Origin of the sequence: Bacillus sp. NEB1478 (assembly GCF_031582965.1) — a bacterium.
GTDB lineage: Bacteria > Bacillota > Bacilli > Bacillales > Fictibacillaceae > Fictibacillus.
Genome location: NZ_CP134049.1, coordinates 2,068,751 through 2,083,143 on the forward strand (window position 1 = coordinate 2,068,751; position 14,393 = coordinate 2,083,143).

The following is a 14,393-nucleotide window of genomic DNA, read 5'->3' on the forward strand; positions in this document are numbered from 1 at the left end:
GACAAACACCTTACAAACTTTTATTATTTTGCCTATACCCACTTCACTTCATACAAAAACCGCCTGAACTATATCAACTATGTTGTTGTAGAACAGGCGGTAATTCATTTAATTATATTAAATTAGGAAAATGACAAGAAAAGTAATCAGTATTTTCATCATAATCTAATTCCATATTTTCTACAATCCATTGTTCCTCGGGACGTACAAAAAATTTAACTCCTTCTACTTCCTGAACGTAATCACGTTCATCAGGAATTGCAGGTGTCACCCCAAGTGAAAATCCTCCTGAATCTCCGCTTCCTGCATACTTAACAAACAAACGCAATCCTTCTTTTGCTCCCAAATCAATATCTTTATAAAGATTGGCAGCTGTACTTGAAATTGAAAAAGTCAAAATATTCTCTCCCTTCATAGTTGTTATATAACAGTATATACGTTAATAAGAAAATTGCAACAGAAAAAATGCCTATTTGCGGATTCGCAAATAGGCATTTTGTATTAGTGCTTTAAGTTATCTTTATTCTCTTTACTTCTTTTTAATTTTTCTGGTGTAACATCGTTGCCTTCCGGATCGATGAACGTTACTCCGTGCAAATCTTGTTTAAACGATTTTCTAAAAACCTTTAAATATTCCTCTCGCAGCTTTTTTTGTTCTGCTTTTTCGGAAGCGGACAGCTGAGTTTGTTTAGATTTCTTAGATAGTTCATTTATTCTTTGTAATTTCTCTTTGGATAACATGTGAAAAACTCCTTTTTTGTACTCTTAAATTCTATCCTACATGAGTACAATAAGAATTTCTAGTTATCACTATTTTCTATATAATCCTGATACCTTCTATGAACGGTTGCTTTTGAGACATTAAAACCTAATCCCCGGAGTGTAATGGCAATGTCATTGAATGTCAGTTTCATGTTTTTCAACCGAACGATTTCATTAATGGGGACTTCTTTTTTATCTCTTCCACCCAAATTTTTATTTTTTAAATTTTTTTGCGGTTTGAAACCATTTGTAACAGCTTTTTTCATTCCCCGCTTAATTTTCATGTTGTGAAGTTTCCGCTGATATTCCTCTACCGTTGATACGATATCCAAGACCATCTCATCCGCTTCAGTTAACGTATATTCACCTTGATGAGAAAGGGTAAACACTTTGATATTATATTTCAGAAGCTGATGCAGGATCGCCATTTTAGCTTTACCTCTGCCTAATCTTGTATCATCTTGAATCAATAAACATTGAAAAGATCCATCCCTGGCCATATCTAAAAGGTTTAACAACTCTTCCCGGTCTAAAGAATAACCGCTTGCTTTTTCAGTGATCGAATCAATTACTTCCATTCCAAATTGATTTGCCATTTTGAGGAGTTCACTCTTTTGCCTTTCAATAGAAGTAGTTTGTTCTTCCTTTTCCGTACTTACTCTGCAGTAAATGATTGCTTTCATGAATGTGACCTGCTTTTCTTTATTTGTTGACTGGTATAACGAGTTTCTGACCAGGGAATACAGCAGAAGCATTAACACTGTTTCTATCTTCCACCCATTTTATAAATTCCCAATTTGAATACTTGTGTTCTCCTGTATACTTTTCAGAAAGACTCCAAAGAGAATCTCCTTCTTTAACGGTAACCTCTATATATTGTGTATCTTTTGCTGCCATATTTGATAACGTAAAGAAAATCCCACCTACTAAACATAAGAATACCATAACATGTACTGTTCCTTGTTTCATTGTTAAAATCCCCTTTCAACAAACGTTTGTTCGTATGTTATGTTTTTATAATAACTGGAACGTTTGTTCGGTGTCAACTGTTTTTTCGAACTTATGTTTGTATATGAAACAATGCCATGCTATACTTTTTATAGATAAAAATTCTGGTGAGGTGCATAAAAATGACTAAGTTATCCAGAAGACAGTTGGATATTTTGGATTTTATAAAAGAAGAAGTTTCTCAAAAAGGATATCCCCCATCTGTAAGGGAGATTGGTGAAGCTGTAGGATTAGCGTCGAGTTCCACAGTGCATGGGCATTTAGCAAGACTGGAGAAAAAAGGACTTATTCGCAGAGATCCAACAAAACCGAGAGCAATAGAAGTATTAGGTTTAGAAGATAATGTTGCTTCTGTTAAATCGATTTCAATTCCCGTGCTCGGTAAGGTTACAGCGGGGCTGCCGATCAGTGCGATTGAAAATGTAGAAGAATACTTTCCTTTGCCTGAATATATGGTAGGTGACGAAAATGTTTTTATGCTTTCAGTAATTGGAAACAGTATGATTGAAGCCGGAATCTTAGATGGTGACTTAGTCGTTGTTAAACAACAGCAGTCTGCAAACAATGGTGACATTATCGTAGCAATGACCGACGAGGACGAAGCAACGGTAAAACGATTCTTTAAAGAGAAGAATCACATCCGTCTTCAGCCTGAGAACTCTTCTATGGAACCTATTATCCTTCAAAGCTGTACAATCCTAGGGAAAGTAATCGGCGTATACAGAACGATCCATTAATTAGAAATTTAAAAAAGCTGCCTCAGCAAGGCAGCTTTTTTCGTTTATCTTCATATTTCTATATTCCACAGTTACAATAACACCTATTGTTAAAGATGAAATTACTATTTAAAGCCCTTGGTGCATTTTCATGTATTAAAATAAAAAATCAGTTTACATAAACCGTTCGTTCCTGCCATTTTGAGTCAGCTTTTCAACTATAGGCTTCTCAAAGCTCTTCTGACTTTTCTTGCAAAATCCAGTGGATCATCAACGTCTTCAATATTAACGTAAATCAAATTCGGTTTGTCGAACAACCACTCGTTGTGTACAGAAGATACTTCTATTCCTTGATCAAGAATGGATTCAACAAATTCACTTACCTCTTTTTGCAAAAGTGCTATTCTACCCAGACACAAGGCTTTTCCACAACTATCTCTTGACTCAAATGAGAAAGAAGTTGTTACCCTAAACCGCTTACCCAAAATTGTAGCTTTTATATCATCTCGATTTATTGTTGCCACACATTTTCCACCGGCAAATCCTGCTTGCCCTCCAATAATTCTCGCAAACTCTTGACAAATTGATTCATCATTCGTCTTCATAATTTCATTCACTCCTGTCACTATTAGATTATGATGTATTAGATAGATCCGATATGGACAATCATCTATTTGGTCAGAAATGATTTTGTATATTACTTAACGAATCTTGATTAGAAAAAAATTGTTAATAATTCATTAGCCACTACGCATAGAAAAACCTCTGACATCATGTCAGGGGTTTTTCTAGTACAAGCTCATATATTAATCGCGTTCCCAAGGATGAACTTGTGTTCGATTTGCTAACTCATCTAATAGATGACAAGATGTGTCACATTTATTCACTCCTGTCATATGTTGAAGTAAAACAATTAAAGAAGTGTGTAAGATGAATTACAAGTTGTTTCAGAATAATGTTAGTCCATGTAAGATTGGTTGTACAAACATATTTTACAGGGACATGAAATGATAGGAAAGTGAAAATATGTCGCTGGAAATCAGTATTGTACTATCGACGTACAACGCATTAGAAAGACTTAAAAACTGTTTATATTCCTTAACGTTACAAGATGTTCCTCTCTCAAAGTTTGAAGTTATCGTCGTCGACGACTGTTCAACAGACCAGACTGAAGAATACATGAGAAGTTTGATTTCCCCTTATCCCATCACCTATGAAAAGAATGAAAAAAACTTAGGACGATCCTCTACTCGGAATAAAGGTATAAGACTTGCTCGTGGGAAAATCCTTATTTTTTGCGATTGTGATATGATCCTTCCACCAGAGTTTGTTCGGAACCATTTAAACTATCACGAACAAAATGATTGGCTCGTTGTGTGTGGTTCTTTTTGGCACCAGATATCAACTCACCCCCCTCTTACGTTTGAATCTATAAAAAACAAACACTACCTTCATCATGTTACAGAGCAACCATGGGCTTATTGGTTCAAACAATTTGTTTACAAATATGGAAGAAATCTAACATCATTCTATTTTCCTTGGATGTACTTTGTGGTGATGAATGTTTCCGTAAGAAAAAAGCATGTGACTGAAGTTGGTGGTTTTGATGAAAGCTTTCAAGGTTATGGAGGGGAAGATGAAGAACTCGGGTTTCGTTTATATAAAAGGGGGCTTCATTTTGTTATGGATCAACATTTAAAGAACTACCATCAAGAACATCCTCGTGCTGTAAACCAACATGATGAGAGTCAATCCAACATTGACTATATCTTAAAGAAACACCAGTCTATTGATACTCTCTTGTTCTACAGAATTAATGAATATAATCATTTTTATAAAAATGCGGTGTTACAAGAAATCTATCGACTCCCCTCATCAAAAGAAAATAAGGATTTCTTAGATATGCTGGTTATGATGTTAACGAACGCTTCAATCCAAAAAAATGAAACATTTAAAAAAGATTTTGTTGAAAGGTTTCAATCAATTAACAGGCAGAATTATTGCCCTCACTTAACAATGATGATCAGGAAATGGTTAAAAAAACAGAGAAGAAGGAGATTTACGTGAAAGTTTATGGCGTTATACCCGCAGCTGGAAGAGGAAGCAGGTTAGCTCCCCTTCCTTTCTCTAAAGAAATGTTTCCGTTAGGTTTCCAGCGAATGGAGGAAAATTATCGCCCTCGTCCCGTTTCACTTCACCTTGTTGAAACATTTAAAGAAGCTGGAATCCATGATATATTCTGGATCACTTCTATAGATAAGACTGATATACAGAAGTATTATAAGAGTGGAACTAACCTTCAGATGAACTTTTGTTATCTGTTGCAAGATGAACCGAAAGGTATGGTGGATGCCTTAACTTATATCAATCCTTGGCTAACCGAGAGGGATGATTATTTGATCGCCTTAGGTATGCCTGACACCATCTTCTATCCAACCACTATTTTTCTTCAGATGAAACAGCTTCTTTTATCACAAAAAAAACTCGACGTGGTACTTGGTCTTTTCGAAACTGAGCAATGGTATAAACTCGGAATGGTTCAGTTTAAAGAGGAACAAGGCCAACTAATGGTCAATAGAATTTTGGATAAACCAAAAAGCAAACCTGACACTCGTTTTGCTTGGGGAGTTTCCATGTGGAGATCTTCCTTTCAAGCGCATCTAATAAAGGTGATGCAAGAAACGGATAAGTTGACCGAATACACATTAAGCGATGCATTCAATAGTGCTTTGGATGAGGGTTTTAATATCGGTGTGGTCCAGGGATGTTCATTCGTTGATATCGGAACGGTTGAGGACTTACAAAGAGCAATAGAGCTTACAAATATCCTTCCTTCGGTGGGAAAAGATGAGCATTAAATTAAGTATTATCATACCTTCATACAATCGTTATCCTTTAAACCTTTGCAGTTTGTATTCCTTAGAAAATCAAACAGTAAGCGCAAAAGATATCGAAATTCTATTCATTGATGATTGCTCCACCGACAAAACTTCTTATCTTAGGCATTATGAATCCAGGTACAAGTTCACATATATCCGAAACTTAAAAAATAAGGGTCGAGCTGCTTCTCGAAACATTGGAATTGCTAAGGCTAAGGGTGAGCTTCTTTTGTTTCTAGATGCAGAAATGATGGTTGAACCAGACTTCTTGCAAAATCACATCGATCATCACCATCATAAGAACCGCCTAGTGGTATGCGGAACCTTCTATCATATGGGTGTGTTTACAATGTATTACCCTGACTTCTCTACTAATCAAGTGAATCACATTTATCGTTTAGCTCACAATCATTCAATACCACTTCCTACTTTTAAAAGAAAGGAAGCTTTTCCAATTATCAAGAAAGAGGATATTGATTCCCTAAACTTTAAAAAGTTGAGTTTCCACAATCCATATTTTTCTGAAATAGCGAATGCGTTTGGAGATGATTTAGAGGGTTATGGATTGCCATGGACTGTTTTCCTCAGTGGGAACGTATCATTAAAAAAAGATTTCTTGTTAAAGACAGGTGGGTTTGACGAGAACTTCAAAGGTTGGGGATTTGAAGATTGGGAATTAGGCTACCGGTTGTTTAAGAATGGAGCCCGCATTATCAGCAGAGAGAATATCAAAGCTTACCATCAGGAACATCCCGTTCCGCAGAAATTCATTAAATTCGAAATGTTACCCAACTTCTATTTATTTCAGAAAAAACATCAAACGTTCGAGGTCAGTATTCATGTGCTCTTTCTTTTAGGTTTAACAAGTCGCCTACAAGAAAACTTGATAGTAAAAGAATATCATATGCTGATTCGCGACCATCCGAATAAATTTTTATTATTAATCGAAGTATTTCTAAATGGACTGGATTATTTTGCTGCTGAATTAGCATCTGTTCCTTTTAAACTAGATCAAAACTTGCTGCAACAGCGTATTAAGTTAAGAAATCAAAAAATAGAGATTCTTAAATTAGGAAAATACTCTAATTTTCTCCACGCGTTTAATTTGGTGACCAAGAAGATGCACTTACAATAATTGTAAGGTCAATATACTAACCCACAATTTATATCTATAATATTGTTGCCCGCCTCTTTCAAATAGGATGAAAGAGTCTTTTGAATTTTTAGTTTTATTAAGTCTGACTTTTCCTTTATTCAATTTTTTCTTAAGACCTTCATATAATGAGTAAAAATTGTTAAAAGCTGTTGATTGAATATAAGATTTTAATGAAATTAAGTAGTACAAAGGTTTTTAGAATGTATAAAGCTTTCCCTTCCAATACCTTTATGACATGTTCAAGTGGATTTTAATATAAATAATCAAGAGAATTTTTTGTCATAAAAAGTAAGTTAGGAGATTTGTTTATATGAAATCAAATCAGAAAAAAGGGAGAATTCTTAAGTGGGAATTAAAGTAAGTATCATCATTCCATCTTATAATCGGTATCCTCAAAATTTGCTTACGCTTTATTCATTACAAAACCAAACTTTTGACCCTTCTAAAATGGAAGTTATTTTAGTAGATGATGGCTCTAATGATGATACATTTCAAATTCCTAAGATATTTCATCCCCTATTTTTATTTAAGTTTATCAGATGTGAAAAAAATACGGGACGCTCTAGGGCAAGGAACATTGGTATTGAAAAAGCAAACGGAGAGATTATTGTATTTTTAGACGCCGAAATGATTGTGAACCCAGACTTTGTGCAAAATCATTATGATTATCATCAATCCTATAAGAAAATGGTATTAACGGGGGCACTTGGGTACCACTCCATGTTTTCATTTATTTTTCCTCAATTTAATAAAGTCGAATTAAAACGAATCGCCAAATTAGTACAGTTTGATGAAGTCTTTTTAAAACGATTTCAAACCTTTACCCAAACCAAGCGCCCAACACAAATGGTTTTTCAAGAAGACATTGATTCGTTAAGATTTCAAAAACTTTCTTATTTTTCCCAATCTTCTATTGATAAAAATACTATCACATTGTTTGGAGAAAAATTAACGGGGTTTCAAATACCTTGGATAGCCTTTCTGACTGGAAATGTTTCTATACGAAAAGAACTTCTACAAACTGCCGGTCAATTTGACGAGACATTCAACGGATGGGGATTCGAGGATTGGGAGCTTGGTTATCGAATTTATAAATTAGGTGCAACATTTGCCTATAGTCAAAATGTTGCAAGTTATCATCAGGAACATCCTGTAACGGATCATCGTAATTGGGAGGCATCCCTAAAAAACTTTTATCTATTCCAAGAAAAACATCCAGATATCGATGTTTTGGTAATTGCATTTATTTTAATGGGGCAATTTGATCGATTGGAAATCGATGAGATTTTAAAACAATATAAAAGACTGGAAAAGGAATACCCCAATCAATTTTCCAATTTTAAAGATTCCATTCCAGCATTATTGAAGTCTGCTTCGAAGATGACTGCTTCGAAATTTTTGATAGAAGGTAATCCAATTAAAAACCTGTTTGTAAGATCCAAAAGTCATCACAGAAAAGAACTAACCCAGTCTGATCGAAATACTGTTAAATCTCTAGGAACATTCGACAAATTAGTTTGTGCCTTTGATTTTTTAAGCGGTCTATAAAAATTTGTCGCTTTTTCATATAATTTCAACATAAACAAGGAGCCTTCCATAACAGGAAGGCTCTTTACTCACTGTTATATCTGTTAATCTAATCTTTCCTTACAAGCAGTGAACAGCACTCCACATGACCGGAGTGTATGTGATAAAACATAGGATGTTGTTGAGGAAAGTCTGTGCTTTTGAACGTATATAAATAACATTGCTATAGACTGTAAAGGTAATGAAAAAATTCGAATAAACTTTATTTATGATAATAATTATGAGGATCATGTGAAATGTTCGTTTAACCATAAGGTCGATGCTGCTATAAATTTTTCGGAAGCAGGCGGCAGATTTTTGAATGATATCGCACCAATTCCAATAGAGGAAATTGCTCGATCATCTGAAAAAGGTATTTTTCTTACTCCATCAGGAAGATTGTGCAATGCAATGTCTGGTAGAATCGCTACACCCAGCGAGTTTTTTACCATAGAGATAACAGACTGTTCATCCTTTAAATGAAAAGCAATATCAGGAGAAAGTTTATTGGATTTCAATATGTTATGTATTATTTTTAGGGAAGAATTTTGAAGAATCAGCTTCTCTTCCTTCAGTGAAATTGGGTTTATTGAATTTTCAGAACCAAGATGGTGATTTTCCGGCACAATACAGAAAAATGCTTCTCGTTTTAAATGGAGAACCTCCAGATCGGGAGCAGGCATCATTAAAAAACCAAAATCTACTAACCCTTGAGAAATCCACAGAGAGATTTCCTCCTGGTTCCCCTCGACAATGTTTAATTTAATATGCGGATATTGTTCCATGAATTTTTTTAATATTCCAGGAAGCCATAAAGCAGAAATAGATGAAAATGTACCGATTCTAACTGTACCTACTTCTAGCCCTTTTATTTCTGCAGCCTCCTGAAACATTTTTTCATTTAAATATATAATCTCCCTAATATATAACAACATTCGCTCCCCGTTTATAGTTAGCTTGATGCCTGCTTTATTACGGGTTAATAAGGAAAACCCAAGTTCTTTTTCCAAGCTGGAAATGGCATGACTTACCCCTGATTGGGAAATGCTAAGCGATTCACTTGCTTTTGTTAAGCTGCCAAGTTCTACTACAGTATTAAAAATTTCATATTTGCCTATCGACAATTCTATCCCTCTTTATATTAGTTTTATTCATAATATAACATATTAAATGAATCATTTTCATCATATTTCGACAAATAGTGAGTCTGCACAAATCAGTCTTCCACCTTGTAAGATTATTTTATTTAATTACTACATACTCCATTTACATGATGTTTTTATTTCTAGAAACAAAAGCTGATATGAAATATGTACAAGTTAGTGCATGGAAGCATACAAATCACATCAGATGTGTATGCTCTTATTTCTAAAAAGATAAAAAAAGACACAATGGATGTATATGAAGAGTATAAAAGATGTATTAAAGTGAATTTATATTGGTCCATTTTTGATCGAACAGCAATAGACTTGTAATTTTTTTAATGGACTAAGATAAGAAAAACCCCTGACACCAATGGTGTCAGGGGTTTTCAGGCTTTAGAACAAGCTATGTATTGTTCGCGTTCCCAAGGGTGAACTTGTGTAAGGAACATATACAACGTGTTTTTAAAAGCACAAATACGTGCTAATACCCTATAAAATCAATACTTCTAAAAATAAGTGTGTATTAAAATAAATCAAAGTTGATACTTTTGTGTGTAAAATGTGGGTGATTTGGTGGGTGGAATTGTATCTGAAATTACACATCATACTTCTTCCACAATCGCACCCTTTAGTTGAAGTACGGGTTTTTCATTTTTTTGATTTTTGGTATCTTGCTAGGCATAAATTTCTCCCCAAAATAGATACCCTACCCCTAAAATCAGTGCCAATATACTAAAAATATCTAGTGTATTTCCTAAGTAAATTAACATCTTCTGAAATAAAATTCGTATCCAGGTGCACCGGTGTATTGGGCTGTCGCAACCGTAAGTCTACTGTCGTTGGTGTTTATTTTCTTCGCTTTGACGGATGATCTCGTTAACGACTTGATTGATCGGTGTGGTGGCGTCGATTATAATCCCGTTTTTGGGAACGCCTTCTTTCGTTTGATGCAAGCGCGAAATGATTTCCCGTTCCTCTGGTCTGCCACCCCAGTCAGTTGGATCCAGTGCCACTCGCTCATCAATCCGCCGAAGACAGGTTTCCAGGTCGACCTCAAGGACAAACACGCCGTCGAATAGATCGATGAATTTGGGAAAATTCCGCGAACCGCCGCAGAAAAATGTTACCGCCTCATCCTGATTGGCGACCAAAGCTTTTACTTTATCTATATGCCAAATGTGGTGTTCGGGTTTAAAGCCATCCGTCGGGGTACCAGTTTCCGGATCGCCTTGATAAGCCAATTCACGGTCACCATGAACGGCATGGTAGCCGAGCCGCTGTAATTCGTTGCAGACCGTAGTTTTGCCAGCGCCGGATACGCCTTCAATCAGATAATTTCTAATACCCATGATTAGACCCTCCATTCAACTAGATAAGCACACTATATTAGATATGTCTATCTGTCGCTAAACTAAACCGTTACTTTAATTAAATTCAACAAAAAGAAGCGTTAATCCTTCTTGGATCAACGCACCAGTTAGCTTTAGTGAAACCCTTCACCATATATTGAAAAGAACCCTATACAATCCTCTCTAAATTGCAATACAATGAATCTCGCATACGTATTTTGATATTTTTAGGAGATGAGAAATATCAAGGCGAAAACAGCTTCCAATGCCCTTCGGAGATCACTTCGACCTCTCCATCGATCACTTTGATGGCGGTTTCATCGTCAATCGCATACGCTGGCACCTGCATCTCGGCAGCCCATCGCTCTGCGGTAGCCATGGTGTTATCCGGTAGCATCTCGTGATCAAGGTGTGGAAACATGGCAAAATCAACAAGACCAAGTGTTTTATCTTCACCGTTGGGTGGCGTCCAGCCAACGAAGATCTCTCCAATTTTAGGTGCCATCACCATGCTCCCGGCGCTCATTCCCACATAAACTGACTGAACCGACGGTAAGAGATCTGCCAGCCCGGACTGCTGCATCCAATGATACAGGTAGAGAGCGTCGCCGCCGGACACCAGCAGGACGTCCGTCTCCCGTACCAAAGGTACCCAGCGATCTTTGTCGATACTTGGCAGCGCAGTGAGCTCAAGCACGCCCACTGACTTCCAGCCTAGATTAACCATGGGATTCTCTTCTTTCCCACTGATGAATTCCCAGGTTTTCACGCCTGGTCCGACCCAAGGATGTCCGTACATCGCAGTAGGGATGCATAGGGCGTTGGATTCGGCGATCGGTTTGCCCAGCATGTCAACCAGCGCGTCGTGAATACTTTTGTTATTGACACCTCCAGATGTGAGGAGAAACTTCATAAAATCAACTCCTTGTCGTTGTGTAGTACTGTCAAAGTTATTCATACTCCTAAGACTTCAACCGTTTGACTTTTCTAACTATCGGTTAGACATGGTCATATTGCTCGTCATTAATTTTTCTCAACTGTTGACTCTATCTGTAGATACTCGCCCAGTTTGACCAACATGACCTTCGTGCCGTGTTCACGCTGAGTTACCGTATCATGGCCGTCGAGGAAAACTCCTTGCTCGGTGTAGATGAGCTGAGTACCAGCTTCTGCATGCTTGAACTCCACCGTGGTCACGGATACCGATATACGTGTTTCATCAAGATCCATCGTATAGGAATAGACAATACGCTGATTCGGAACAATCTCTTGATAGCAAGCATCAAAGGTAAAGACTGGTCCTCCTTTGGGACCGCCTTGACTGTACTCACGCCCGCCAACTCGAAAGTCGAATTCGTCAGCCTTAGGAAACCACTTTGCTTTGACTGCGGAATCTGTCCAGGCTGCGAACACTCGTTCAAGTGAAGCATTAAATGTCTTTTCAATGACAAAAGTGTCGTGTGTTGCAAAGCGTTTGTTCATGATTTAATCCTCCCTTTAGTTTGGTTCATTTGAATGCTTGTCGAGAAAGTCGTCAAGCCTGTCGAAGCGGTGCACCATACTAGATCGTCGTTCAGCAAAAAAATTTTCATGGTTCTTTTTCATCAAGCTTAATAATTTTGTGAAATCCTCAACCGTCAACGGCTCTTCCATTTCCACCAGACCCGATACATTTTGTAATTCTTTTAAAAGCTTCTGTTGAATTCTGATATTTTCTCGAAGTCGATCTATTTGAAGCGATACAATTTCGAATGGACTGTAATTGTGATCAGCTAGAATCGATTTAACTTCATCGAGTGATAAACCTAGTTCCTTTAATACGAGAATTTGTTGTAGACGTGAAAGATCGGATTCGTTATATAACCTGTATCCTGAGTTCGAATAACCAGATGGAGAATACAAGCCAATTTGATCATAATACCGTAATGTTCGAACGGTTAACCCTGTTAATGTGGCAAGTTCCCCAACTTTCCAATATTCCTTACCTGCAATGATCATCCCCTCATTTCGCGCGACTATTAATTACCGGTGGTTTTAATATAAACCATTACGTGACGTAAGGGTCAAGTTAATATATAAAAATTATTTTAATAAAAGTATGGGAAAATTTTATCTGAGTCCTATTCCCCATAGAGCACCCATTCTCTATATAATTTAACCTTAATACACAAATTCTTTTTAGGATTACTCTACAATCTGACCTTTAAATTGAATAATTTTTTATGGTTTTGAACAAAAATTTTCTAATTAAATGTATTGATCAACTCAAATTTGATTGTTTACAAATGAATTATAAAAATAGTCATAAAAAATTTGGTGGGCAAAATGCGGGTAAACTGGTGGGCATTGATTTATATCTCTTACTTTTTTAAGGAATAAGAAAAACCCCTGACACCAATGGTGTCAGGGGTTTTCAGGTTTTAGTACAAACTCATATATTGTTCGCGTTCCCAAGGGTGAACTTGTGTGCGGAACATATCCCACTCGATTTCTTTAGCTTCAATGAAATGCTCAGTTGCATGCTCTCCAAGAGCTTTTGTTAACACTTCACTTTTACTTAAGTTCACAAGTGCTTCTTTCAATGTTGCCGGAAGATCTTTAATACCTTCTGCCTCACGCTCATCTTTATCCATTACATAGATGTTGCGGTCGATTGGCTTTGGAGCGGCTAATTTGTTCTTAATTCCGTCCAGTCCTGATGCAAGCAATACAGCCATTGCAAGGTAAGGATTAGCTGTTGGATCAACACTTCGAACTTCAATACGTGTGCTGATTCCTCGAGAAGCAGGAATACGGATAAGCGGGCTTCTGTTTTGCATAGACCATGCTACGTAGCATGGTGCTTCATAACCTGGTACTAGACGCTTATAGGAATTAACAGTCGGGTTTGTAATCGCAGTAAAGTCTTGAGCGTGTTTTAGAATACCAGCCAAGAAATGCATTGCTGTTTCACTTAAACCAGTCTCTGACTTTTCATCGTAGAATGCGTTTTTTCCATCTTTAAATAGAGACATATTAGCATGCATTCCAGATCCGTTTACTCCAAACAAAGGTTTAGCCATAAATGTTGCATGAAGACCATGTTTACGTGCGATTGTTTTTACAGCTAGTTTAAATGTTTGAATGTTATCACATGTGTTTACCGCATCAGCATATTTAAAATCGATTTCGTGCTGACCAGGTGCAACTTCATGGTGAGATGCTTCGATTTCAAAGCCCATGTCCTCAAGCTCTAAAACGATATCTCTACGGCAGTTTTCACCAAGATCTGTTGGCGCAAGGTCAAAGTATCCGCCTTTATCGTTTAATTCTAGAGTTGGTTCACCTTTATCGTCATTTTTAAACAAGAAGAATTCAGGTTCAGGTCCGATATTGAAATCTGTGAAACCTAAGTCTTCCATTTCTTTAAGAACGCGTTTTAAGATTCCACGAGGATCCCCGTTAAATGGAGTTCCGTCCGGGCTGTAAATATCACAGATTAAACGAGCAACCTTTCCTTTTTCAGAAGTCCAAGGGAAGATTACCCAAGTATCTAAATCAGGGAAAAGATACATATCTGATTCTTCAATTCGTACAAAACCTTCAATAGAAGATCCGTCAAACATCATTTTGTTATCTAGAGCTTTTTCCAGCTGACTTACTGGAATCTCAACATTTTTAATTATACCGAGTAGGTCTGTGAATTGGAGTCGGATAAATCTTACATTTTCTTCTTTAACGCTTTGGTAAATATCTTCTTTAGTAAACTTTGACAAATCTTTCTCCTCCTTATTATATAAAACGCCTTATGGCGAATCATTACCTGTTAAGTA

At 36.7% G+C, this 14,393-nt stretch carries 17 protein-coding genes; 6 read left to right on the plus strand and 11 right to left on the minus strand.

The annotated features are described in order from the left end of the window. Nucleotides 1-112: 112 nt before the first annotated feature. The 4 genes from RGB74_RS10180 to RGB74_RS10195 all read right to left on the minus strand — a co-directional run bounded on the left by RGB74_RS10180 (nucleotide 113) and on the right by RGB74_RS10195 (nucleotide 1,731). Entirely contained in the window at nucleotides 113-397 is a 285-nt protein-coding gene (locus RGB74_RS10180; protein ID WP_310759206.1) for a HesB/YadR/YfhF family protein, read from the minus strand. Between the two features lie 104 nt (nucleotides 398-501). Beyond that, nucleotides 502-741: a DUF896 domain-containing protein gene (locus RGB74_RS10185; RefSeq protein WP_310759207.1), complete on the minus strand. Its 240-nt coding sequence runs from the start codon at nucleotides 739-741 to the stop codon at nucleotides 502-504. A gap of 59 nt (nucleotides 742-800) precedes the next feature. Continuing rightward, a complete protein-coding gene (locus RGB74_RS10190; RefSeq protein WP_310759208.1) occupies nucleotides 801-1,445 on the minus strand; it encodes a YneB family resolvase-like protein in 645 nt (214 codons plus the stop codon). 19 nt (nucleotides 1,446-1,464) lie between these two features. After that, nucleotides 1,465-1,731: a cell division suppressor protein YneA gene (locus RGB74_RS10195; protein ID WP_310759209.1), complete on the minus strand. Its 267-nt coding sequence runs from the start codon at nucleotides 1,729-1,731 to the stop codon at nucleotides 1,465-1,467. A gap of 161 nt (nucleotides 1,732-1,892) precedes the next feature. Between RGB74_RS10195 and lexA the strand changes: the two genes are divergently transcribed. Continuing rightward, on the plus strand, nucleotides 1,893-2,507 hold the full coding sequence (gene lexA / locus RGB74_RS10200; RefSeq protein ID WP_310759210.1) for a transcriptional repressor LexA: 615 nt from the start codon (nucleotides 1,893-1,895) through the stop codon (nucleotides 2,505-2,507). 197 nt (nucleotides 2,508-2,704) lie between these two features. On the opposite strand, the gene RGB74_RS10205 is transcribed toward lexA, so the two are convergent. Next, nucleotides 2,705-3,091 (minus strand): DUF1259 domain-containing protein, encoded by a 387-nt coding sequence (locus RGB74_RS10205; protein ID WP_310759211.1) that lies wholly within the window; start codon nucleotides 3,089-3,091, stop codon nucleotides 2,705-2,707. Between the two features lie 421 nt (nucleotides 3,092-3,512). Here RGB74_RS10205 and RGB74_RS10210 point away from each other — a divergent pair, with 421 nt between their 5' ends. The 4 genes from RGB74_RS10210 to RGB74_RS10225 all read left to right on the plus strand — a co-directional run bounded on the left by RGB74_RS10210 (nucleotide 3,513) and on the right by RGB74_RS10225 (nucleotide 8,069). Next, entirely contained in the window at nucleotides 3,513-4,553 is a 1,041-nt protein-coding gene (locus RGB74_RS10210) for a glycosyltransferase family 2 protein (RefSeq protein ID WP_310759212.1), read from the plus strand. Then, nucleotides 4,550-5,344 carry a sugar phosphate nucleotidyltransferase gene (locus RGB74_RS10215; protein ID WP_310759213.1) on the plus strand — a complete coding sequence of 265 codons (795 nt, stop codon included), beginning with the start codon at nucleotides 4,550-4,552 and terminating at the stop codon, nucleotides 5,342-5,344. Before RGB74_RS10210 ends, RGB74_RS10215 begins: the two co-directional genes overlap by 4 nt. Further along, on the plus strand, nucleotides 5,334-6,500 hold the full coding sequence (locus RGB74_RS10220) for a glycosyltransferase family 2 protein (protein ID WP_310759214.1): 1,167 nt from the start codon (nucleotides 5,334-5,336) through the stop codon (nucleotides 6,498-6,500). The genes RGB74_RS10215 and RGB74_RS10220 overlap by 11 nt, the downstream gene beginning before the upstream one ends. A gap of 366 nt (nucleotides 6,501-6,866) precedes the next feature. Beyond that, nucleotides 6,867-8,069 carry a glycosyltransferase family 2 protein gene (locus RGB74_RS10225; protein WP_310759215.1) on the plus strand — a complete coding sequence of 401 codons (1,203 nt, stop codon included), beginning with the start codon at nucleotides 6,867-6,869 and terminating at the stop codon, nucleotides 8,067-8,069. A gap of 266 nt (nucleotides 8,070-8,335) precedes the next feature. Here RGB74_RS10225 and RGB74_RS10230 read toward each other — a convergent pair whose 3' ends face one another. After that, on the minus strand, nucleotides 8,336-9,211 hold the full coding sequence (locus RGB74_RS10230) for a LysR family transcriptional regulator (protein WP_310759216.1): 876 nt from the start codon (nucleotides 9,209-9,211) through the stop codon (nucleotides 8,336-8,338). Between the two features lie 186 nt (nucleotides 9,212-9,397). Here RGB74_RS10230 and RGB74_RS10235 point away from each other — a divergent pair, with 186 nt between their 5' ends. Beyond that, nucleotides 9,398-9,562 carry a hypothetical protein gene (locus RGB74_RS10235; protein ID WP_310759217.1) on the plus strand — a complete coding sequence of 55 codons (165 nt, stop codon included), beginning with the start codon at nucleotides 9,398-9,400 and terminating at the stop codon, nucleotides 9,560-9,562. A gap of 500 nt (nucleotides 9,563-10,062) precedes the next feature. Here the strand turns inward: RGB74_RS10235 and RGB74_RS10240 are convergent, their stop codons facing one another. The 5 genes from RGB74_RS10240 to glnA form a co-directional block, all read right to left on the minus strand. Further along, nucleotides 10,063-10,581, minus strand: a complete 519-nt coding sequence (locus RGB74_RS10240) for an AAA family ATPase (RefSeq protein WP_310759218.1) — start codon at nucleotides 10,579-10,581, stop codon at nucleotides 10,063-10,065. Between the two features lie 244 nt (nucleotides 10,582-10,825). Then, nucleotides 10,826-11,494, minus strand: a complete 669-nt coding sequence (locus RGB74_RS10245; RefSeq protein WP_310759219.1) for a Type 1 glutamine amidotransferase-like domain-containing protein — start codon at nucleotides 11,492-11,494, stop codon at nucleotides 10,826-10,828. A 110-nt stretch (nucleotides 11,495-11,604) separates the two neighbouring features. After that, nucleotides 11,605-12,063 carry an SRPBCC family protein gene (locus tag RGB74_RS10250; protein WP_310759220.1) on the minus strand — a complete coding sequence of 153 codons (459 nt, stop codon included), beginning with the start codon at nucleotides 12,061-12,063 and terminating at the stop codon, nucleotides 11,605-11,607. 15 nt (nucleotides 12,064-12,078) lie between these two features. Then, the gene (locus tag RGB74_RS10255; RefSeq protein ID WP_310759221.1) at nucleotides 12,079-12,579 is read right to left on the minus strand and encodes a MerR family transcriptional regulator; all 501 of its coding nucleotides are present in this window, start codon (nucleotides 12,577-12,579) and stop codon (nucleotides 12,079-12,081) included. A gap of 422 nt (nucleotides 12,580-13,001) precedes the next feature. Beyond that, nucleotides 13,002-14,336, minus strand: a complete 1,335-nt coding sequence (gene glnA, locus RGB74_RS10260) for a type I glutamate--ammonia ligase (RefSeq protein ID WP_310759222.1) — start codon at nucleotides 14,334-14,336, stop codon at nucleotides 13,002-13,004. Nucleotides 14,337-14,393 lie beyond the last annotated feature (57 nt).

Excerpts from the sequence above, each read along its gene's own strand:
- RGB74_RS10185 (WP_310759207.1), bottom strand. The coding sequence starts at position 741 with ATGTTATCCAAAGAGAAATTACAAAGAATAAATGAACTATCTAAGAAA.
- RGB74_RS10190 (WP_310759208.1), bottom strand. The coding sequence starts at position 1,445 with ATGAAAGCAATCATTTACTGCAGAGTAAGTACGGAAAAGGAAGAACAA.
- RGB74_RS10195 (WP_310759209.1), bottom strand. The coding sequence starts at position 1,731 with ATGAAACAAGGAACAGTACATGTTATGGTATTCTTATGTTTAGTAGGT.
- lexA (WP_310759210.1), top strand. The coding sequence starts at position 1,893 with ATGACTAAGTTATCCAGAAGACAGTTGGATATTTTGGATTTTATAAAA.
- RGB74_RS10205 (WP_310759211.1), bottom strand. The coding sequence starts at position 3,091 with ATGAAGACGAATGATGAATCAATTTGTCAAGAGTTTGCGAGAATTATT.
- RGB74_RS10210 (WP_310759212.1), top strand. The coding sequence starts at position 3,513 with ATGTCGCTGGAAATCAGTATTGTACTATCGACGTACAACGCATTAGAA.
- RGB74_RS10220 (WP_310759214.1), top strand. The coding sequence starts at position 5,334 with ATGAGCATTAAATTAAGTATTATCATACCTTCATACAATCGTTATCCT.
- RGB74_RS10235 (WP_310759217.1), top strand. The coding sequence starts at position 9,398 with ATGTACAAGTTAGTGCATGGAAGCATACAAATCACATCAGATGTGTAT.
- RGB74_RS10240 (WP_310759218.1), bottom strand. The coding sequence starts at position 10,581 with ATGGGTATTAGAAATTATCTGATTGAAGGCGTATCCGGCGCTGGCAAA.
- RGB74_RS10245 (WP_310759219.1), bottom strand. The coding sequence starts at position 11,494 with ATGAAGTTTCTCCTCACATCTGGAGGTGTCAATAACAAAAGTATTCAC.
- RGB74_RS10250 (WP_310759220.1), bottom strand. The coding sequence starts at position 12,063 with ATGAACAAACGCTTTGCAACACACGACACTTTTGTCATTGAAAAGACA.
- RGB74_RS10255 (WP_310759221.1), bottom strand. The coding sequence starts at position 12,579 with ATGATCATTGCAGGTAAGGAATATTGGAAAGTTGGGGAACTTGCCACA.